The sequence below is a fragment of the Nostoc sp. C117 genome (assembly GCF_043099735.1).
Taxonomy (GTDB): domain Bacteria; phylum Cyanobacteriota; class Cyanobacteriia; order Cyanobacteriales; family Nostocaceae; genus Nostoc.
The window spans coordinates 7,401,052-7,421,384 of the sequence record NZ_CP170991.1 but is presented as its reverse complement, the minus strand read 5'-3'; the positions used below and the strand labels follow the sequence as shown (position 1 = coordinate 7,421,384).

Here is a 20,333-nt window from a genome sequence, read left to right as displayed (position 1 = left end):
GTTTTGTAAAAAAAAATTTAATTGGAAACCCGGAAAACATTAAACTTATACCTTAGATGTCTGTTGGTCTTTCCAATCTGCTCAGACAGTCTGAAGTCAGGCTTAAAGTAAAAACTTCTTTCTTTTGAAGTCCAACGAGTCTGTTAATCAAGCAAACTAGGAGATAAAAGCAATGGTATTAGATGCATTTGCAAAAGTAGTTTCCCAAGCTGATGCAAGAGGTGAGTACCTCAGCGCGGCTCAATTGGATGCCTTGAGCGCCATCGTTAAAGAAGGCAACAAGCGTGCAGATACCGTTAACCGGATTACCAGCAATTCCTCTGCGATCGTTGCTAATGCTGCTCGCGCTCTGTTTGCTGAACAACCCCAGTTGATCGCTCCTGGTGGTAATGCTTACACCAGCCGTCGGAACGCTGCTTGCTTGCGCGATATGGAAATCATCTTGCGCTATGTTACCTATGCAATCTTTGCAGGTGATGCCAGTGTATTGGATGACCGTTGCTTGAACGGTCTACGCGAAACCTACTTGGCTCTAGGAACTCCTGGTGCTTCTGTATCAGTTGGCGTGCAAAAGATGAAAGATGCTGCTTTGGCAATCGCTGGCGACCCCAACGGAATCACCAGAGGCGATTGCAGCGCTTTGTTAGCTGAAGTTGCTAGCTACTTTGATCGTGCTGCCTCTGCTGTAGCATAAACCAGTTCAAAGCGATTAGCTGACAATTGTCAGTTAGACAAAACAAATTTCAACAAAATTGTAAATAGGGAGATACTAAACCCATGAAAACACCTCTTACCGAAGCAGTTGCAGCAGCAGATTCTCAAGGCCGCTTTCTCTCCAGCACAGAAATTCAAATCGCTTTTGGTCGTTTCCGCCAAGCTCCTGCTAGCTTAGAAGCAGCAAAAAGCTTGACAGCTAATGCCCAACGTTTGACAGAAGGTGCAGCTCAAGCAGTTTACAACAAGTTTCCCTACACCACTCAACAGCAAGGTCCTAACTTCGCTTCTACCAATACAGGTAAAGCAAAGTGCGCGCGTGACATCGGCTACTACCTGCGGATCGTTACCTATTCCTTAGTTGTTGGCGGTACAGGTCCATTGGATGACTTCTTGATTTCCGGCTTGGCTGAAATCAATCGCACCTTTGACCTTTCCCCCAGCTGGTATGTTGAAGCTCTGAAGTACATCAAAGCTAACCACGGTCTAAGCGGCGATCCTGCTGTAGAAGCTAATTCTTACATCGACTACGCAATTAACGCTCTAAGCTAGAGAGTGTATTTAGCCCGGAAAGGGAAACAAGCTCTGTTGGCAAGAAGCTAAGAGTTGGTTTACCTTTCTGGGCAGTTTTATTTTCAAACGACTGTTAAAAGACTAGAAAAAATTTTTCTAAAAAATTTTCAGTTTTGCAGTTAAAAAAAACTGAGGAGGTTTAAAGATGGCAGCTTTGGGACAAGCAGCAAGATTAGGGATTGCATCCCTTGAAAACTCAGAACTGGCAGAACTACGTCCTGATAGAACCGAAGCGGATGTGGAAGTAATCATTCGAGCAGCTTACCGTCAGGTTTTAGGTAATGCATACTTGATGGAAGGCGATCGCTTGATCAGTGCAGAATCACTGTTACAGCAAGGTACAATCTCAGTCCGGGGATTCGTGCTAGCCATTGCTCAATCGGAACTCTATCGGGAAAAGTTTTTTCACTCGAACTCCCAGAATCGGTTTATCGAGTTGAATTATAAGCATTTATTGGGGCGCGCCCCGGAAGATGAGTCAGAAATTACATACCATGTTGAGCTTTACAACTCACAAGGTTACGAAGCTGAGATTAACTCGTACATTGACTCAAGAGAATATCAAGAGAGCTTTGGCGAAAATATCGTACCCTACTATCGGGGTTTTAAGAGTCAAGTAGGACAGAAAAATGTTGGTTATAGCCGATTGTTCCAACTGTATCGCGGTTATGCTAGCAGCGATCGCACTCAAGGACAGAAGCAAGGACGCTTAACCTGGGAAGTTGCCAAGAATTTGGCCTCGCCAATCTACCCAGCCTCTACAGGATCGTTGACCGGCCTGACTACTGGTGGTAGAGGAGAAACATACCGGATTCGAGTATTACAATCAGCTTCCCCGAACTCAGCTGTAGTGCGGCGGGGTACAGCAGAATTGGTCGTACCCTACGAACAACTTTCTAGTAAATTACAGCAGCTGAACCGCAAGGGCAGTAGAGTGCTTAGCATCACACCTGTATAAATAGGGAATAGGTGAGTGAGGAGTTAGGAGTTGTGAGTCAGGAGTTAGAAGTTAGAAGTTAGAAGTTAGAAGTTTTGAATTCCTAACTCTACCTCTATTATTAACTCCTAACTTTTAACTCTTAACTCCTAAATTTTCCTAATTACCAATTACTCAAGGAGGATTTTTAAAAATGGCGATTACAACAGCAGCATCCCGTTTGGGGACAGAAGCTTTTAGTGATAATGCTCCTGTGGAATTGCGTCCAAATGCAACTAAAGAAGACATCGAGAGAGTAATATCTGCTGTCTATCGTCAGTTGTTGGGCAATGATTATTTAATGAAATCGGAGCGCCTCACAAGTGCTGAATCTATTCTACGTGATGGAAAAAGTACAGTTCAAGAATTTGTGCGTCAAGTAGCGAAATCAGAACTGTATAAATCCAAGTTTTTCTACAACAGTTTTCAGACTCGCGTCATTGAGTTGAACTACAAACACTTGTTGGGTCGTGCGCCTTATGATGAGTCTGAGGTGATCTATCACTTAGACTTGTACCAAACCAAGGGATATGAAGCCGACATTGATTCCTATATTGATTCGCCAGAATATCAAACTAGCTTTGGTGACAATATAGTGCCTTACTATCGGGGCTTTAGCACCCAACAAGGACAAAAAACTGTTGGATTTAGCCGGATATTCCAACTTTATCGCGGCTATGCCAGTAGCGATCGCTCTCAACTCAAAGGCACTTCCTCTCGCCTAGCTGGCGAATTAGGTCGTAATAGTGCATCCGTGGTTGTTCCTCCTTCTGGTGGTCCCTCTGGATTTGCCTACGTTGCTTCCGCCAAAGGTGTTACCCCCAACAGTACTTTCGGTGGTGCAGGAACTTTTGGTAAAGAAGGCAGACTCTTCCGCGTTGAAGTAGCAGGTGTTTTTGGCGCTGGATATCCTAACATCCGTCGTGTCAATCAAGCTGTGGTGATCCCATACGAAGAACTATCTAGTTACTTCCAAAGAGTACAAAAGCAAGGTGGTAAAATAGCCAGCGTCAAACCACTTTAGTGTTATTTGTCATTGGTCATTAGTCATTGGTCATTGGTCATTGTTCATTAGTTATTGGTCATTAGTTGGAAATAAAAAACAAATGACGCAAGACAAAGGAGAAATGACAAAAGACAGATGAAAAATGACTAATGACAACTTTAAAATTTGGAGTTGATTTATGCTCGGACAAATTAGTAGTAGAACTAGTAACCGCTACTTTCGATATGAAGTAGTCGGTTTGCGTCAAAGTGAAGAAACCCAACAAGTAGGCTATCCCATTCGTTCTAGTGCTGCTGAGTTTATTACAGTGCCTGAGAACCGAATGAATCAAGAAATGCAGCGGATTACTCGCTTAGGTGGCAAAATAGTCAGCATTCAGCCATTGAATGGTGATAAAACAAATAGCGAACAGAGCAATCCTTCTTCTGATGAATTCAAGTCCGCAGAAATTTGAAGATTTATCACTAACAGGTGACTTTACCGACAGTGAATCGTTAACAGTAGAACAAGCGATCGCCAATCTAGAAAGTGCAGATTTAGGCTTACGTTTTTATGCTGCCTGGTGGTTGGGTAGGTTTCGGGTGTGTGAACCAGCTGTGGTTAAAGCATTGATTACAGCCTTGGAAGATGAAGCCGACAGAACGCCAGAAGGAGGATATCCTCTGCGACGGAACGCAGCTAGAGCCTTGGGTAAACTGAGCGATCGCCAAGCAGTAATACCTTTAATTGCATCTTTAGACTGCTCAGATTTTTATGTACGGGAAGCGGCAGCGCAATCCTTAGAAATGCTAGGCGATCCGGTTTGTATTCCGGCGCTAATTAAGCTATTGCAAGTAGGCTTAGAGGGAGAGCAGCTAATATCAAATCAGCCTGATTTGTCTCAACCCTACGACGCTATTTTAGAAGCCTTGGGAAGCTTGAGGGCGACTGAGTGTATCCCTTTAGTAAAGCCATTTCTTGAGCATCCCATAGAACTAGTGCAATATGCTGCCGCACGAGCGATGTATCAGTTAACCCAAGAACCAGTTTATGGAGAACGATTGGTAAAGGCTTTGGCGGGTGATAAATTACAATTGCGTCGAGCAGTGTTAGCAGACTTGGGAGCCATTGGTTATCTAGCCGCAGCAGATGCGATCGCCGAGACTCTCGCGGAAAATAGTTTGAAACTAATTTCTCTTAAAGGATTACTAGAACATCAAGTTAATAACACAACAGCAAGTACTTTATCAGAAGGTGCAATTAAAGTCATGAATTTGATGGACTCGCTGTTATAGTTCTAAGTTTTAGATAATGAGTTTGCATTAATACCTGAAAATCAAATGTTTAACCAATATAAACCCCTAACCCAAGCAATAAATCAGGGTTTGGGGTTTATGTATCATTGCAACTACTGATAACCTAAGCTACAATTGGCTGACGACTACTGAATCATAAAAAATTATTATGAATAACAGTGACCTTGCTCAAATATTGATCCGTGCTGTGGAAGAAGCGGATTCTTCAGATCGCTTATTAGACGCAGTTCAAGAGTTAGCAGCAGCCGGTATAGAGGAATCTGTTCCCACTTTAATTGCAGCCTTGGGTTACAACAATCCAGGAGCGGCGGTGGCAGCGGTAGATGGATTGATTGCCATAGGAGAACCCGCAGTAGCGCCACTATTACAACTAATTGATGACTACAACTACGGTGCTAGAGCCTGGGCAATTCGTGCATTAGCGGGAATTGGGGATTTCCGGGCGCTAGATACCTTGCTAGAGGCGGCAAAAACCGATTTTTCCTTGAGTGTACGACGGGCAGCAGCTAGGGGATTAGGCACATTGCGTTGGCATCAAGTGCCACCTGAGAAATTAGAATCTGTTCAGACTCAGGTACTAGAGGCATTATTATTAATTTCTCAAGATCCAGAATGGATTGTGCGTTATGCAGTAGTTACAAGTTTAGAAACACTAGCGATGCCTGCGGCGGTAAACAACGCAATAACTTCACCCGATCGAGCTTTACGGATTACAAATCAACTTCAACAAATGTTGGATACAGATGCAGATCTCGGAGTTCGTACCCGTGTAAAGTTTGCACAAGAAAAAATTCAGTTGCAACAGCATCAAGAACTGTTTGCACCTACAAAAAAGCTACAAGATACTGAAGTTGAGGAATTACCTCATCGTGGTGGTAGCAGACGCTGAAAAATTTCAAATTCAAAACCAACGGTTGACAGTTATTGGTCATCAGTCAACGGTCATTCATTATGAGGTAAATGTATAAGGAACGTGGATTAAATAAGATGCAAAACTTCATTCTGTCTCTAGCTTCCCTCTCCTTTATAAGGAGAGGGATTGAGGGTGAGGTAAGCCAGGGACATAAATTCTATGTTATTTAATTCTTATTCCTAAGTTAAATGCGTAACAGGTTAATAATATTAAGTACTAGTGGTCTATCGCAAAAGTTTTGAAGGTTTATAAAAGTTTGTAGTAAGCACTTCAGTGCTTAAAATTGAGCGATAAATCGCTCCAAACCCTGCAAAATTAATGGGACAGACCACTAGAGGCTACAGTTACCTACTTTCTCAAGCCGAAGGATGGGAATCACGGCTATAGGATAAAACCTGATGATCCAGGTTGCAAATTATTCAAGTTTTGACCAAATTTATCTTCAGTATATATATTGATGTTTCTTTGAAAAAAAGTCACTACCATAACATAAATCTGTAAAAGAAAAATTACTACTCGAACATTCAGGACTTACGCACTAAACACTGAAACGTAGATTCCCCCTTGACATTATTTACCCAACAAAATTTCAAATTTTATTTATGTTAGCTAGTTCTAATATTACTACCCCAGAAGAGAATAACTTAATTCAGTGTGACGCCGATCGCGGATTTATCTCTTGGCTAAGCCAAGCTGGAGGCTCAATTGCTATCACCACCTACCAAGCTGGAAAACTAGCATTAGTAGGCTGGAATGGAGAACAAATAACCATGCTGTTACGCCAATTTTCCAAACCAATGGGATTGGCAGTAAATGGTTCACGACTGGCACTTGCTAGCCATCACGAAGTTTGTTTATTAGCCAATGCTCCCGCTTTAGCTTATGAGTTCTTAGAAGACCAGCCTGGACGCTACGATGCCCTTTATCTGCCACGGATGACATATTTTACAGGCGACCTGAACATTCATGACCTAGAATTTGGCAGAGAAGGGCTGTGGATTGTCAACACTCGCTTTTCGTGTCTTTCTACCTTGAGTCCAGACTTTAGCTTTGTAACGCGCTGGCATCCCAAATTTATTTCTGAAGTAGTGCCAGAAGACCGATGTCACCTGAATGGCTTAGCAATGGTGGATGGAAAACCTAAGTATGTCAGTGCCCTCGGTGCTACAGATACCGTCGGGGGATGGCGACCAGGCAAAGCCAACGGTGGGGTCGTGGTGGAAGTAGAGAGTAATGAAATCATTGTAGATGGATTATCAATGCCCCATTCCCCAATTTGGCATGACGGGTTTTTGTGGTTACTTAACTCTGGTGCAGGGGAAATATGGCGCATTCATCCGGAATCAGGAGACAAACAAGTAGTCTGTGTACTCCCTGGATTTCTGCGGGGATTGTGCTGCGTCGGGTATTATGCTCTAGTCGGACTATGCCAGATTCGGGAACGGCATATTTTTGGAGGGTTGCCCATTACCCAACGGTTTGAGCAGTTGCTTTGTGGTGTGGCCGTTGTGGATTTGCGAAATGGGCAGCAAGTGGGGATGCTGAAGTTCACCACAGGCTGTCAAGAACTTTATGATGTGCAGTTTCTCCCTGGCGTGCAGCGTCCGATGGTTTTGAATCAGGAACGAAAAGAAATCCGCCAAGCATTTACTGCACCAGAGTTGAACTATTGGCTGCGACCAAGTGCAGTGATTCCAAATGATTAAAAAGGATGAAAGAATGACTGGGGACTGGTATTTTTACTCAGCACCCAGCACCAGCTAAACGCCCCATATACAGCACCTTCAAGCTAGGAAAGGGTTTGTTGAACTTTTTACTTTTACCTTATTTGGTCAATATCATTAACCTAAAGACTGAATTTCTCCCTGAATATTGCCACGGGCAGATGGTTCGGCGAATTCCAACATTAAAGGCGTAGAATAAATATGCGATCGCTGTAAAAATCTTTCTAAAAACTGCCGACGACCTACTATATACTCTGCTTCTGGTACCCAGCTATATTCCTGGCGAATAGCACGGGCATATTTTGTATATTCAACTGAATTAGCAGCAAAAATCGCTAAATCTGCATCAATTAGAACTTGGCTATCACAGTCATCCACCTTAGCTTGGTGGTCTTTAGTATTAAGTATCAGACGACTAACAATAGCTATAATACTTTCTGAAATACCTAAATTACTCAAGAACTCAACAGCATAATCTGCACTTTTTTGTTCATTATCTTTAGCTTCAGTGTCATACACTACATCATGAAACCAGGCAGCAATTTGAACAGCTGTTAAGTTGTTGCTGTAACCTTGCAAAACTTGAATGGTGTTGAGGACGTGATGAATGTGTTTCAGTGTATGGTAGTGGCGATTGGGGGTAGAGTAAGCAGCAACCAACAGATTAAAGGCTTTCTCAGCTCCTACTTGGTCAATACCAAAGGGTTGGAGTGTGTGTTGCCAGTTAGAAAATAAAATATACGTGGGGTTTTCTCTAGGCATAAACATAGTATTCACACTCTTAATATGACTGAGTTAATCTTTTTTGCTGCAACATCTGTCTAATCAAGTTAAGAAATAGATCAACAAAAGGATAACACTTGTAGATGATTGAATTGGGAATTGGGCATCGGGCGTTAGGAGTGGTGAGTGGTGAGTGCTGAGGGTGAGTGCTGTTAGCGGTAGCGGTAGCGGGGCTTTAGCCCGTGCTGAGTTAAGAGTAAGGAGTTTTGTTTGTCCCCTTGTCTCCCTTGTCTCCCCCATCTCCCCACTCCCCAATATAGTGACAGCTAAAATGAAAGCGTCAAAATAGAAGACACAGGCTTTGTCAAAAAAGCCTTGCCTTGATTAACGGAGTTTATTATCAGTGGTATTACAAGTAAAAACAAGCACCTACGAAGCTAAAACCCAAGAAATTGCTAAACAACTTCTAGCAGCAACGCAGGAAAATCGTTCGTTTTTTGCTTCCCTGCGGGATCAAATGCGTTGGGATGATAAATTACTAGCTTGGGCAATGAGTAATCCTGGGTTGCGGGTGCAATTATTTCGGTTTATAGACACCCTACCTGCTCTGCACAGTAAATCAGAAATTGCCTCACATTTGCAACAATATCTCGGCGACGAGTCTGTAGAATTACCTGCGGCTTTGAAGGGAATGCTAAACTTTGCTAACCCCGATTCTATGCCTGGACAAGTTGCTGCGACAACTGTTGGTACAGCGGTGGAAACTCTGGCTCATAAATATATTTCTGGCGAAAATATTAAACAAGTCATCAAAACAGTTGAACGGCTGCGAAAAGAAAAAATGGCTTTCACCATCGACTTACTTGGTGAAGCGGTAATTACTGAAGCTGAAGCGCAGTCTTATCTGGAACGCTATCTAGAATTAATGCAACAATTGGTAGAAGCATCAAAGAATTGGACAGCTATCCCAGCTATTGATGAGGCTGATGGGGAAGTGCTACCAAAAATCCAGGTTTCTGTGAAGTTAACGGCGTTTTATTCGCAATTTGACCCTTTAGATGCTAAAGGTAGTGAAGAACGAGTTAGCGATCGCATTCGCATTCTCTTACGTCGTGCTAAAGAGTTGGGCGCAGCTGTCCATTTTGATATGGAACAGTATGCCTATAAGGACATAACTCTTAGTATCTTGAAAAAACTGTTACTGGAAGAAGAGTTTCGCCAACGCACAGATATTGGCATGACGATTCAAGCATATCTGCGTGATAGCGAGCAAGATACCAAAGACTTAATTTCTTGGTTGAAAGAACGCGGTTATCCCTTAACAATCCGCTTGGTAAAAGGTGCATATTGGGATCAAGAAACGATCAAAGCAGCCCAAAAGCATTGGTTACAGCCAGTTTACAACGATAAAGCGGCGACTGATGCTAACTTTGAAACCATCACCCAGTTATTGCTGGAAAATCATCAATATGTGTATTCTGCTATTGGTAGCCATAATGTGCGATCGCATTCTCGTGCCATTGCCATAGCTGAAAGTTTAAATGTCCCCCGGCGGCGGTTTGAATTGCAAGTCCTCTATGGTATGGGTGATAAAGTTGCAAAGGCATTGGTTGACAGGGGTTATCGGCTTCGGGTTTACTGTCCCTACGGTGAATTATTACCTGGGATGGCATATCTAATTCGGCGCTTATTGGAAAATACGGCTAATAGTTCTTTTTTACGGCAAAATCTCGAAAATCGACCCATTGAGGAACTGTTAGCTGCACCAGTTGTCAAAGAGGCGGAGAATGAAAATTTCCCCACATCCCCGCGTCCTCACCTCCCGGTGTCCTCTTCCTTCCTCGGTGCATCTGATACTGATTACTCTGAAGAAGAGAAGAGAAGCAAGGCGGCGCAAGCTTTCCAAAACGTTCGCCAACAGTTGGGTAAAACTTATTTACCGCTAATTAATGGAGAATATGTTGATACCCCAGAATTTGTTGATTCTGTCAATCCTTCTAATTTCAGTGAAGTAGTTGGTAAAGTTGGGTTGATTAGTGTTGAACAAGCTGAACAGGCGATGCAAGCTGCTAAGGCGGCGTTTCCTGGTTGGCGAAAAACACCAGTTCAGGAACGCGCTCAGATTCTGCGAAAAGCGGGTGATTTGATGGAAGAACGCCGCGCTGAACTTTCTGCTTGGATGGTTTTGGAAGTTGGGAAAGCAGTTAAGGAAGCTGATGGAGAGGTTTCTGAGGCCATAGACTTCTGTCGGTATTATGCTAATGAGATGGAACGATTAGATAAAGGTGTTATTTACGACATCACAGGCGAAACTAATCGTTATATTTATCAACCACGAGGAATTACTGTGGTGATTTCCCCCTGGAATTTCCCGTTGGCCATCGCCTGTGGAATGACAGTTGCAGCTTTGGTTTCGGGCAATTGTACTCTTCTAAAACCGGCGGAAACATCTTCTGTAATTACAGCCAAACTCACAGAAATTTTGATCGAGGCTGGTATACCTAAAGGTGTATTTCAATACGTACCGGGTAAAGGTTCCCAAGTCGGCGCTTATTTGGTAAATCATCCAGATACTCATGTAATTGCTTTTACTGGCTCTCAAGAAGTAGGTTGTAGAATTTACGCAGATGCTGCAACCCTCAAGCCTGGGCAAAAGCATATGAAACGTGTGATTGCTGAAATGGGCGGCAAGAATGCGATTATTGTGGATGAAAGTGCTGATTTAGACCAAGCTGTTGTGGGAGTAGTGCAGTCAGCATTTGGTTACAGCGGCCAAAAATGTTCTGCTGCCTCCAGGGTCATTGTACTGCAACCGATTTATGATGTCTTTGTGCAGCGATTGGTAGAAGCGACAAAATCCCTGAACATTGGGGAAGCAGAGTTACCAAGTACCCAAGTTGGGCCGGTAATTGATGCTAATGCCCGCGATCGCATCCGCGAGTATATTGAGAAGGGTAAGGCAGAAGCACAACTAGCTTTGGAGTTACCAGCACCCCAACAAGGATACTTTATCGGTCCTGTGATTTTTAGTGAAGTAGCGCCAAATGCGGTAATTTCCCAACAAGAAATTTTTGGACCTGTGCTAGCGGTAATTCGGGTGAAAGATTTCCAAGAAGCATTATTAGTAGCCAATGGAACTAATTACGCCTTGACTGGAGGACTTTATTCGAGAACGCCTTCCCACATTCAACAGGCGCAGACAGAGTTTGAAGTCGGTAATTTGTACATTAACCGCAATATTACCGGAGCGATCGTTGGGCGGCAACCCTTTGGTGGATTCAAACTTTCTGGAGTAGGTTCTAAAGCCGGAGGTCCTGATTATTTACTGCAATTCCTAGAACCACGGACGATAACAGAAAATATTCAACGTCAAGGTTTTGCACCAATTGAAGGTGCTGATTAAATTATAAAAAAAGGTGGGGAAAAACCCACCTTTTTTTATATAGTAACAACACAGGTAGTTTGATCAGTAGTTAAATCATAAAAATTGCTTAAGCAATCACATAAAAATTGTTTTCGGTTAGTGACACTCCACCAAGTAGTTGTGCAAATTGTACCTGAGCAAATGCACCCGCACTACCATCTCTGTCAAAGTATAATGCACCTGTAGTGTCATCATAGATAATTCGCTGATCTTTCGTCGTTGCAGATGTTCCAAGTGTAAACTGACTAGCTGAGAGGTAAATTGGTAATAAGTCTACACCATAACCACCAGCCGATACCCAAATAAGTTCACTACTTGCGTTGAAGTCATAAATAGTACTAACACCCTGACCGTAACCATTAAAAATAAAGGTATCAGTACCAGTCCCTCCATAGAGGACATCATTACCGTTTCCACCTACCAAGGTATCATTCCCAGCACCGCCCTTGAGGGTGTTATTGCCTGAGGCGTTAGAGGCTACGAGATAATCATTCCCACTACCTCCATCAACTAGATTATGGCCTGTTGAAAACTGAACATCCAAGAAGTCGTTCCCAGCACCACCGTTGAGGGTATTATTGCCCGAAGCACCACCGCTGTAGTCATAGCCAAAGCCAGAGGCAGAGAGATAATCATTACCATCGCCCCCAATGAGCAGATTATTGCCTCTTGAATTGTCAGCATTTAATGTATCATCACCAATGCCACCGTTGAGGGTATTATTGCCTGTTGAATACTCAACATTCAATTTATCATCACCAGCACCACCGTCCAGGATATTCTTGCCTGAAGCAGTATAGTAAGATTCATTGGTATCGCCATATTTGTAGAAGCCAGAGGCAGAGAGATAATCATCGTCATCTCCTCCAGAGAGCAGATTATCGCTAGTTGAATAATCAACACTTAATCTATCATTACCAGTGCCACCGTTAAGAGTATTCTTGCCAAACGAACCAGGCGTATACCCGTATTGACCAGAGGCAGAGAGAGAATCCTTGCCATCGCCTCCATCTAGTAGGTTATTACCTGTTGAAAAGTCAACATTTAATTTATCGTTACCAGCGCCGCCATTGAGGGTATTATTGCCTGAGGCAGTAATAAAATAAGAGTCTGTTGGTTGCTCTTGGTAATAGCCAGAGGCAGAGAGATAATCATTGTCATCGCCTCCAGAGAGCAGATTATCGCCTTTTGAATAGTCAACATTCAAAGTATCGTTACCAGCACCACCGTAAAGGGTGTTCTTGCCAGAAGCGCCAAAGAAGGAGTCGGCAGAAGCTCTGAGATAATCATTGCCATTGCCCCCAAACAGTAGGTTATCGCCTGTTGAATAGTCAATATTCAAGGTATCATCACCAGCGCCACCATAGAGGGTATTTTTACCAGAAGTGGCATAGCCATCGGGGAAGTCGTAGTCAGAGGCAGAGAGATAATCATTGCCATCGCCCCCAAAAAGTAGGTTATCGCCTGTTGCAAAGTCAACATTCAAGGTATCATCACCAGCGCCACCATTTAGGGTGTTATTGCCTGAGGCTGCGGCGTTGCCATATCTACTTACGTCGCCAGAGGCACTGAGATAATCATCGTCATTGCCCCCAAATAGTAGGTTATCACCTCGTGAATTGTCAACATTCAAGATATCGTCACCAGCACCACCATTGACTGTGTTATTTCCAAAAGCACCATCACCGTCGCGGTAGAAGACATAGCTAGAGATATAATCATTGCCATCGTCTCCATTGATTAGGTTATCGCCTGTTGTAAAGCTAAAACCAAAGCTATCGTTACCAGCGCCACCGTTGAGGGTGTTATTCCCCTCGCCACCGTTGAGAACATCATTCCCCGCACCACCGCTGAGAACATCATTCCCCTCACCACCAATGAGAGTATCATTCCCCTCACCACCAATGAGAGTATCATTGCCCGCGCCGCCACGGAGCAGGTCATTACCACTCTTGCCGTTGATTTTGTCATTACCGCCCTGACCATTAATAACATCATCTGAGTTGTCAAGACCGTTGACATAGTTATTCAGATCGTTAAAGAAGGTAACTGTGTTTTTGTTGAACAGGTTGTGTTGGGTGGAGTTCGCATTGACGACATCAAAGCTATCGGTGATAGTGGTTTGTCCATCAAACAGGATATTGCCCACTGTTGATAGGTTATCTAGGTTTTCCAGGGTGAAGTTTTGCAGGATAACTTTGCTATTACTTTGTGCAAAGGAAATTTCCAGATTGCTGCCATTTTGGGTGAGCAGCAGATTTTGGGCAGTTAAGCCAGAACCTTGAAATATCAGGGTATCCGCTTCGGCAATGACTGCTGGCGAGGGATTTGAACCTTTACCTAGACCACCAAAATCGGTGATGATATCAGTTTCGTTTTCGTAGCTGAAAAACGAAGAGGAGGTGTAAATAAATCTATCATTGCCACCGCCACCAGCTAGGGTGTCATTGGCTGCATCGCCTATGATGATATCGTTCCCAGCTTTACCGTTAATTGTGTCTACATCAGAGGTACCCACTAGGGTATCATTACCGTTGCTTCCAATGATATTTGCCATAAGTTTTACCTACCTGAATCGATTTTTTCAGTAACTTAAGTTTTCAACCTGCTGCTTAGTGCTGTTTTAGGGCACAATGAACTCGCCGAGAGCTGGGTTTTTCGGTATACTTATCTCACCTTTGAGAGTTACCAATTTTTCCCCAAGATTCATCTTATTGAGTAGCTTGTAACAAATACTTATCCAAGTATGTAAGACTATCTAAGTCTTAAGCACTGTCAAATTCCTTAGAATGTGAATTCAAGATAAAATAGGACATTTCAGGCTTTTATCAAGTATCTTTTATTCAGTAGCTTAGGCGTAGTCCGTCGCAGCCATCGCTAACAAAAGACCGTACAATCAACCATGAATGCCTCAAATGCACACTAGCTTTTTGTCAATGCATAAGTCTTACTAGCTTTAAAAGGCGAGTAGAGAGTAAGCTATATTCCTTTTTTATCTTTGGTTGTGAGATTTTCCCGTGATTAACCGTCTTGACAATAGGAAATAGCTGACAGGTAAAGGCAAAGAGATTTTCAAACTTTGACTGTTAGCAATCTGTACGTGGTATTTGGTTTCAAAATAGCGAACATTTAAATAACCTGATATTAATTAAGTACAGAATATACTTAGATGTCTATACTTAAAAAGCCATCTTTGCATATTCTTCACATTTTTGAGCCTTCAATGTATATAAAACTAGTTACCTTGATGCAATCTTTATATTGATCGCAGCGATACCTAAATTGGGGTATCTCTTAGGGATGAGGAAAATCAGACAAACGCTTGGTATGCTTTTACAGCAAATTTTTGTGGCTGAAAATATGAATGCGATCGCCTAGCGTCTAAATTAGTGTTTCGTCGATCAAAAAATCGCTCTCATTCAAATATCGCATTAATATTGACTCTAGTTGGAATACGCGAATTGGTTTAGGAAGATAATCATTAGCACCAGCTTGCATAAGAGAAGCTTTATCTTCTGGAACTTCATTCAATCCCATCATTACTACCTGCAAATATTCTAAAGAAGGCTCTTGTCTGATAAGATTTAGCAAATCCCACCCACTAACATCACCTACTAATTGCACATCCAATAAAATTAAATCTGGCTTTATGGTTCTTACCTCGTTCAATAACTCATCGCCGTTATTTATCCATTTGACTTGGTAGCCAATTGTCTGGAGATAATCTTGCAACACTATGGCAGTATTTTGCTCGTTTTCAACCAACAAAATAGTTTTATTTTGAGGAATGGCTAGAGAGGAGGATGAGGACAAAGTAAAATTTTCTCCCCCATCTACCTCATCTCCCAGATTTGGTATTAACAGACTGAATTGACTACCTTCTCCCAAAGTAGATGTAACGGTCACATCTCCACCGTGCAAACGCGCTAACTTGCGTGTCAAAGCTAAACCCAATCCTGTACCTTCGTACTGACGATTTAATTTACTGTCAAGCTGTTTAAATGGTTGAAATAGAAATTGAAACTGATTTGAGTCAATACCAATTCCAGTATCTGAAACTATAAATGTCATCCCTTGTGGTACTTTTTTGACTACCAGAGATACTTCACCTGCTGGGGTGAATTTAATCGCATTGGTGAGCAGGTTAAGTAGCATTTGCTTGAGCCGCCGTTCATCAGCAATGCAAATATCTGCTTTGGGATCAATTTCATATGTAAGTCGTAATCCCTTTTCTAAGGCGCGATCGCGCACTGTCAATATGGCATAATTACATATCTCTGATACAGACAAAGGTAAAAGCAACAATTCTTCTTTGCCTGCTTCTACCTTAGATAAATCCAAGATATCGTTTATCAGTTCCAGTAGGTTTTCACCACTACCATATATACAATTGATATATTCCCTCTGCTTTTCATTCAGAGAACCAACGATTTCTTGTTGTAGCAACTGCGACAAACCCATAATCGCATTGAGAGGCGTCCGCAGTTCGTGGCTCATAGTTGCTAAAAATTCACTTTTTGCCCGACTGGCGGCTTCTGCTGCTTCTTGAGAAGCACGTAGTTTCAACTCTGTTTGCTTGCGTTCAGTAATATCCTCAATCATTGCTAGAAAAAACTCAGGTTGACCATTATTGTCTGGAATCACAGAAACAGAAATATGAGTCCAAACTAAGCTACCATCTTGATGCACGCAAGGTCTTTCCATTTCAATACGATGTCTATCAACAGGCTGTTGTGCAACTTTGTCAGTTTGCAAATGGACGTTTGAAGTTTTCTCTAAGTCTATGGAAATTCTTGACACTAGTTGTTTGTAAATTTCTAAATCACCTTTTTCTCTGGAAATATAGTTTGTAAAGCGCTTGCCGTATAAATCTTCTCTGCTATATCCTAAAATCTCGCACAGTGCCAAATTAGTATCGACTATCTTGGCTTTCATATTTATAAGTGCAATTCCAATAGAGGAACGCTCAAAAATTGCCCGGAATTGCGCTTCACTTTGTCGCAATGCTTCCTCTGTGGCATTTCGCTGATTTGCTTCCATAGCTAGGGTTACTAAATCTGCAATTGAGCCAGCAAAAGTTTCTTCTTCCAAAGTCCATTGGCGACCTTCGCCTATGTGTTCATGACAGACTACCCCCACCAAACGCCCTTCTAGCCAAATCGGTGCATTAAGCAGGGATGTAATTCCCAAAATTGAAAGATAAGACTCAGATAATTCTTGGGTTCTGACATCGTTTCTGGCATCATTTGCGGCAATACTACGTTCTTGTTCTAAAGCCTGGAAATAAACAGGATAATTTGTTTTTAGAAGCGACTTCCCAAAGGTATGTTCCTTGGTATTTACGTCGTATAAATCCATGCATTTCATTTTTGAACGTTCTTTATCATATAACCACACTCCGACTCGCTCAACTAAAAGCGTATGAGCAGCAGTTTCTGTGATTTCCCTTAACGCCGCATTCAGATTACCTTGCTGAAATGTCTTACTCCTTGCCAGTTCCACCAGCGTCTGGCTTTGTTTTTGACGATTATTTTCTCTGATTCGCAAAGCCTCTTGGGATTCATTATACTCTGTAATATTTCTAGCCGCGACCACCTGCATCAGTTGCCCTCAAGAAATAATTTTGCCTTGCAGTTCTACGGGAATAGTAGAACCATCTTTGTATAACTACAATTACTTGATATGGTTTTTCATAACCGGAAAGTATAATTTTTCTAATTAAATCTTACGATTCTGGATAACTAGTTACCAGCTAGATTTGACTCATTAATGCTGTTACTTAATGTCAGTGATTTTTACCAGGGTACAATTAGCAATTTAAAAGAATTACACTATCAGGTAATTCTACTATTACGGAATTAAACTATCAAGTAAAGATACTGTAAATTAATATAATATTTTAAATTTTTGGTATGGAAACTTGGAACTATCCAAGAGAAGATTTTTTCCACTTTGCTTGAGTTTAAATCCCCGTTAAGGTTTTAGCAGTCCTTAATTTCTAATGTCAGTTTAATTTATTCTGGGACTTAGGCAACTGGCATACAATACATATCTTCTAAGCTGATGGGCGTCTAAAGTATATAAACACTCTTGATGGTCGTTAACTGTTGACTGATGACTGTTGACGGGTTTTCAGTCATCAGGTAAATTTACAAATTAAATGCGTAACAGCTTAGTACCGGAGTTTGGAGTCAAGGGAAGCGAAGGGACTTCAACATTTGACTTCCATAATGCTTAGAACAGGTCTTCTCTTCCAGAGCCTAAGAAGGATAATTTGCGGGAAGCAAGTTAGGCTGGAGACTGCCTTGATAAACGATTAGCGTTCAAAAGTCTAAAAATTTCGACTCTTGACTTTTTAATTTTTTCAACCTCTACGAAAAAAATATGACACTTGCGTAAGTCGTATCTTGGTTGGTGCTGACTACTACAATACCCTTCAACTCCTCTAGAGAAAGATATGTAATGACTTAAATTTTGCGAGAATTAAGCTAATGGTAGTTGTTACAGAGGTAGAGCGATGATAGATAGTAATGTGAGAATTGTTTCCCTAATTCCTGGTGGAACAGAGATATTAGCAATATTAGGATTAGTTAATGCTATTGTGGGGCGATCGCATGAATGTGATTACCCTCCAGAAATTAAAAATCTCCCCATCTGTACCCAAGCACGGTTAGATTCCAATACCTCCAGCGGCGAAATTCATGATGAAGTGAACAAGTTATTGCAATCTGCTCTGAGTATCTATGAAATTAAAACAGATGTTTTAGAGCAGTTGCAGCCTACCCACATTATCACTCAAGACCAGTGTGATGTCTGTGCTGTTAGCTTTGATGAAGTGAAAAAAGCAGTTGCAACACTTGTTCACAGTCAACCCAAAATTATTTCTTTACAACCGAACATTCTCCAAGATATTTGGATTGATATTGAGCGAGTAGGCAATACCTTTGGTGTAGACTCGGTAAAAGTCATAGAAAATTTAGAGGCTCGGGTTAAAATTTGTCAACAAAAAATCCAAGGACTTGCTGTAAATGAACTGCCCACCGTAGCTTGTATTGAGTGGACTAATCCTTTAATGATAGCGGCCAATTGGATTCCAGAATTAGTTAACTTGGCAGGAGGACAATCTCTGTTTAGTGTCGTAGGTCGGCCTTCTCCTCAGTTACCCTGGGAAACACTACTAGCAACTAATCCAGATGTAATTGTTTTTATGCCTTGCGGCTTTGATTTAAATCGCACTCGCCAAGAAGCCCAACCATTAACTCAACTTCCAGAGTGGGAAAAACTGCACGCCACTCAAGCTGGTAGGGTCTATATCACTGATGGCAATTCGTATTTCAATCGTCCTGGACCTAGACTGGTTGATTCTTTAGAAATTTTGGCAGAAATTTTACATCCAGAGATTTTTGAATATGGTTACAAAGGAACTGGTTGGGAGCCTTTGTGAAAAAGAATTTCAGAATTCAGAAGTCAGAATTCATACTGAATTCGAGTCCGACTGAATGATATTATATTGGTTTTAAACCTTGCCTATTGTGGCAACCTTGGGGTAAACAGAAAATATATCAACTATACTAGATTCCTTCTGAATTCTGTACGATTGGCGGATATGCAGCTTAGCTGTCTCCGCTTACTCCTACCCAGAACCAAGCTAGCAAGAGCGTCTCGTAGAGAGCATCTAAATAAATGGGTTTAAGACCCTTGCGAAGAGTAATTCTGATTTGTGAATTATTCTTCAAGGTGTTTGTTCAGAATCAGATGATGGTTGATTGTTAAATAGCAGTAAGCGTGCAGCAAGTATGGCAAATCCCACAGCAGCGATCGCTTTTAACAAGCGTGTAGGCAATAATTCTGCTACTGCTCCTCCTGCTAATGCTCCCAATAGACTTGTCAACAGCAGTGCTACTGCTGCACCAAAAAATACAGCACGGGGTGATTGAGAACGCCCTGAAAGTGCGATCGCTGCTAGCTGACTTTTGTCGCCTAATTCTGATAAAAAAACTGTAATAAAGCTAAGTCCGAGAAGATGCCAATCCATATATTGAGGGGGAGATGAGGGGGTAAATGACAAATGACTAATGACCAATAAATACATCCCAAAAGAGCATGAGAGAAATCAACAGTAACATCACGCCGGCTGATTTTTCTACGGTTTTCGGGCTGAGTCGGGTGGCTATCCAACTACCTAAAAGTACACCTAATAAGCTGGTGGTTATCAGTGCAGCCCCAGATCCAATAAATACTACCCACGGGGAATGCGATTCTGCACTCATCAACAATGTGGATAGCTGAGTTTTATCTCCAATTTCTGCTAAAAAGACGGTTATGAAAGTTGTACCAAAAACTACTAGCGCTGATTCCTGCTTTTGAGGACTCTTGGCAACTATAGGCTGAACTCGTTGGGTGATGGTAGGAGTTAAGTTAAAATCATTGCTGTGTTTCAGTTCTAGCCCGATCTCAGACTGAGATATGCCAGAAATTTCTAAAGGTGCAGAGTCTAGTTTCACAAGCAGTAGTTTTATTGCTAGGTTGCTTTCATATTTCTATCATATTCTCAGATTGCTGTAATAAATTGCAACTCCACACAAAAAATAAAGATCGCAGTGTCAAAAGCCAACAGCTTTGTCGAAGCGTAGTATTTCTAAACTGCGATCGCCGTATACTCCCTCTATTTGCTGACGACAGCAGTCAATGGCAAAATCATTGATTTCTTCTGGTTCAATTCCATACATATCTTGAAATACTTCTGATTCCACACGACAGAAGCGCGGACGATTTGCATAGATCCGGCACTCTCGCGTAACACGATCAAAATTAATACACCATCCGTCTTCACCTACCATGCTGAGATAAAGTTCTAGTTCTGCTGGTGAGAGATACTCATCCAAATCTGGACGCTCTGCTGGTTCGAGATGACAGCAAGCTCCACATTGTTTTACACATTGCCAAGTTGACATTTTAGATTAGGGAATTGGGTATGGGGTATGG

General features: G+C 42.0%; 15 protein-coding genes and 1 pseudogene. 10 read left to right on the top strand and 6 right to left on the bottom strand.

The window, feature by feature from the left end:
• Positions 1 to 172: 172 nt before the first annotated feature.
• The 8 genes and pseudogenes from ACFG4S_RS31750 (at position 173) to ACFG4S_RS31715 (ending at position 7,183) form a co-directional block, all read left to right on the top strand.
• Positions 173 to 694 carry a phycocyanin subunit beta gene (locus tag ACFG4S_RS31750; RefSeq protein ID WP_392532835.1) on the top strand — a complete coding sequence of 174 codons (522 nt, stop codon included), beginning with the start codon at positions 173 to 175 and terminating at the stop codon, positions 692 to 694.
• 83 nt (positions 695 to 777) lie between these two features.
• On the top strand, positions 778 to 1,266 hold the full coding sequence (gene cpcA, locus ACFG4S_RS31745) for a phycocyanin subunit alpha (RefSeq protein WP_392532834.1): 489 nt from the start codon (positions 778 to 780) through the stop codon (positions 1,264 to 1,266).
• 166 nt (positions 1,267 to 1,432) lie between these two features.
• A complete protein-coding gene (locus tag ACFG4S_RS31740) occupies positions 1,433 to 2,245 on the top strand; it encodes a phycobilisome rod-core linker polypeptide (RefSeq protein WP_392532833.1) in 813 nt (270 codons plus the stop codon).
• A gap of 172 nt (positions 2,246 to 2,417) precedes the next feature.
• The gene (locus tag ACFG4S_RS31735) at positions 2,418 to 3,287 is read left to right on the top strand and encodes a phycobilisome rod-core linker polypeptide (protein WP_392532832.1); all 870 of its coding nucleotides are present in this window, start codon (positions 2,418 to 2,420) and stop codon (positions 3,285 to 3,287) included.
• 160 nt (positions 3,288 to 3,447) lie between these two features.
• Positions 3,448 to 3,711, top strand: a pseudogene (locus tag ACFG4S_RS31730) (phycobilisome linker polypeptide); the annotation flags it as partial.
• Positions 3,698 to 4,543, top strand: a complete 846-nt coding sequence (locus ACFG4S_RS31725; RefSeq protein WP_392532831.1) for a HEAT repeat domain-containing protein — start codon at positions 3,698 to 3,700, stop codon at positions 4,541 to 4,543. The pseudogene ACFG4S_RS31730 and the gene ACFG4S_RS31725, both read left to right, overlap by 14 nt.
• A 169-nt stretch (positions 4,544 to 4,712) precedes the next feature.
• Complete coding sequence (locus ACFG4S_RS31720) at positions 4,713 to 5,453, top strand: HEAT repeat domain-containing protein (protein ID WP_392532830.1); 741 nt, start codon at positions 4,713 to 4,715, stop codon at positions 5,451 to 5,453.
• A gap of 626 nt (positions 5,454 to 6,079) precedes the next feature.
• Positions 6,080 to 7,183: a TIGR03032 family protein gene (locus tag ACFG4S_RS31715; protein ID WP_392532829.1), complete on the top strand. Its 1,104-nt coding sequence runs from the start codon at positions 6,080 to 6,082 to the stop codon at positions 7,181 to 7,183.
• Positions 7,184 to 7,318: 135 nt separating this feature from the next.
• Here ACFG4S_RS31715 and ACFG4S_RS31710 read toward each other — a convergent pair whose 3' ends face one another.
• Positions 7,319 to 7,963: a hypothetical protein gene (locus ACFG4S_RS31710; RefSeq protein ID WP_392532828.1), complete on the bottom strand. Its 645-nt coding sequence runs from the start codon at positions 7,961 to 7,963 to the stop codon at positions 7,319 to 7,321.
• Positions 7,964 to 8,327: 364 nt separating this feature from the next.
• On the opposite strand from ACFG4S_RS31710, the gene pruA reads away from it, so the two are divergent.
• On the top strand, positions 8,328 to 11,327 hold the full coding sequence (pruA, locus tag ACFG4S_RS31705) for an L-glutamate gamma-semialdehyde dehydrogenase (RefSeq protein WP_392532827.1): 3,000 nt from the start codon (positions 8,328 to 8,330) through the stop codon (positions 11,325 to 11,327).
• An 88-nt stretch (positions 11,328 to 11,415) separates the two neighbouring features.
• Here pruA and ACFG4S_RS31700 read toward each other — a convergent pair whose 3' ends face one another.
• Together ACFG4S_RS31700 and ACFG4S_RS31695 are read right to left on the bottom strand one after the other, a co-directional pair.
• Positions 11,416 to 13,905 carry a calcium-binding protein gene (locus ACFG4S_RS31700; RefSeq protein WP_392532826.1) on the bottom strand — a complete coding sequence of 830 codons (2,490 nt, stop codon included), beginning with the start codon at positions 13,903 to 13,905 and terminating at the stop codon, positions 11,416 to 11,418.
• An 824-nt stretch (positions 13,906 to 14,729) separates the two neighbouring features.
• Positions 14,730 to 16,949 (bottom strand): ATP-binding protein, encoded by a 2,220-nt coding sequence (locus ACFG4S_RS31695; RefSeq protein WP_392532825.1) that lies wholly within the window; start codon positions 16,947 to 16,949, stop codon positions 14,730 to 14,732.
• A 916-nt stretch (positions 16,950 to 17,865) separates the two neighbouring features.
• On the opposite strand from ACFG4S_RS31695, the gene ACFG4S_RS31690 reads away from it, so the two are divergent.
• Positions 17,866 to 18,792, top strand: a complete 927-nt coding sequence (locus tag ACFG4S_RS31690; protein WP_392532824.1) for a cobalamin-binding protein — start codon at positions 17,866 to 17,868, stop codon at positions 18,790 to 18,792.
• Between the two features lie 288 nt (positions 18,793 to 19,080).
• Here the strand turns inward: ACFG4S_RS31690 and ACFG4S_RS31685 are convergent, their stop codons facing one another.
• From ACFG4S_RS31685 to ACFG4S_RS31675, 3 genes are all read right to left on the bottom strand, one after another.
• Positions 19,081 to 19,383 (bottom strand): TMEM165/GDT1 family protein, encoded by a 303-nt coding sequence (locus ACFG4S_RS31685; protein ID WP_392532823.1) that lies wholly within the window; start codon positions 19,381 to 19,383, stop codon positions 19,081 to 19,083.
• 37 nt (positions 19,384 to 19,420) lie between these two features.
• Entirely contained in the window at positions 19,421 to 19,852 is a 432-nt protein-coding gene (locus ACFG4S_RS31680; protein WP_392532822.1) for a TMEM165/GDT1 family protein, read from the bottom strand.
• Between the two features lie 99 nt (positions 19,853 to 19,951).
• Positions 19,952 to 20,302 (bottom strand): YkgJ family cysteine cluster protein, encoded by a 351-nt coding sequence (locus ACFG4S_RS31675; protein WP_392532821.1) that lies wholly within the window; start codon positions 20,300 to 20,302, stop codon positions 19,952 to 19,954.
• Positions 20,303 to 20,333: the final 31 nt, after the last annotated feature.

Coding starts and splice junctions, on each gene's coding strand:
- ACFG4S_RS31720 (WP_392532830.1), top strand. CDS start 4,713: ATGAATAACAGTGACCTTGCTCAAATATTGATCCGTGCTGTGGAAGAA.
- ACFG4S_RS31690 (WP_392532824.1), top strand. CDS start 17,866: ATGATAGATAGTAATGTGAGAATTGTTTCCCTAATTCCTGGTGGAACA.
- ACFG4S_RS31715 (WP_392532829.1), top strand. CDS start 6,080: ATGTTAGCTAGTTCTAATATTACTACCCCAGAAGAGAATAACTTAATT.
- cpcA (WP_392532834.1), top strand. CDS start 778: ATGAAAACACCTCTTACCGAAGCAGTTGCAGCAGCAGATTCTCAAGGC.
- ACFG4S_RS31675 (WP_392532821.1), bottom strand. CDS start 20,302: ATGTCAACTTGGCAATGTGTAAAACAATGTGGAGCTTGCTGTCATCTC.
- ACFG4S_RS31750 (WP_392532835.1), top strand. CDS start 173: ATGGTATTAGATGCATTTGCAAAAGTAGTTTCCCAAGCTGATGCAAGA.
- ACFG4S_RS31695 (WP_392532825.1), bottom strand. CDS start 16,949: ATGCAGGTGGTCGCGGCTAGAAATATTACAGAGTATAATGAATCCCAA.
- ACFG4S_RS31725 (WP_392532831.1), top strand. CDS start 3,698: ATGAATTCAAGTCCGCAGAAATTTGAAGATTTATCACTAACAGGTGAC.
- ACFG4S_RS31685 (WP_392532823.1), bottom strand. CDS start 19,383: ATGGATTGGCATCTTCTCGGACTTAGCTTTATTACAGTTTTTTTATCA.
- ACFG4S_RS31710 (WP_392532828.1), bottom strand. CDS start 7,963: ATGCCTAGAGAAAACCCCACGTATATTTTATTTTCTAACTGGCAACAC.
- ACFG4S_RS31740 (WP_392532833.1), top strand. CDS start 1,433: ATGGCAGCTTTGGGACAAGCAGCAAGATTAGGGATTGCATCCCTTGAA.
- ACFG4S_RS31735 (WP_392532832.1), top strand. CDS start 2,418: ATGGCGATTACAACAGCAGCATCCCGTTTGGGGACAGAAGCTTTTAGT.
- ACFG4S_RS31700 (WP_392532826.1), bottom strand. CDS start 13,905: ATGGCAAATATCATTGGAAGCAACGGTAATGATACCCTAGTGGGTACC.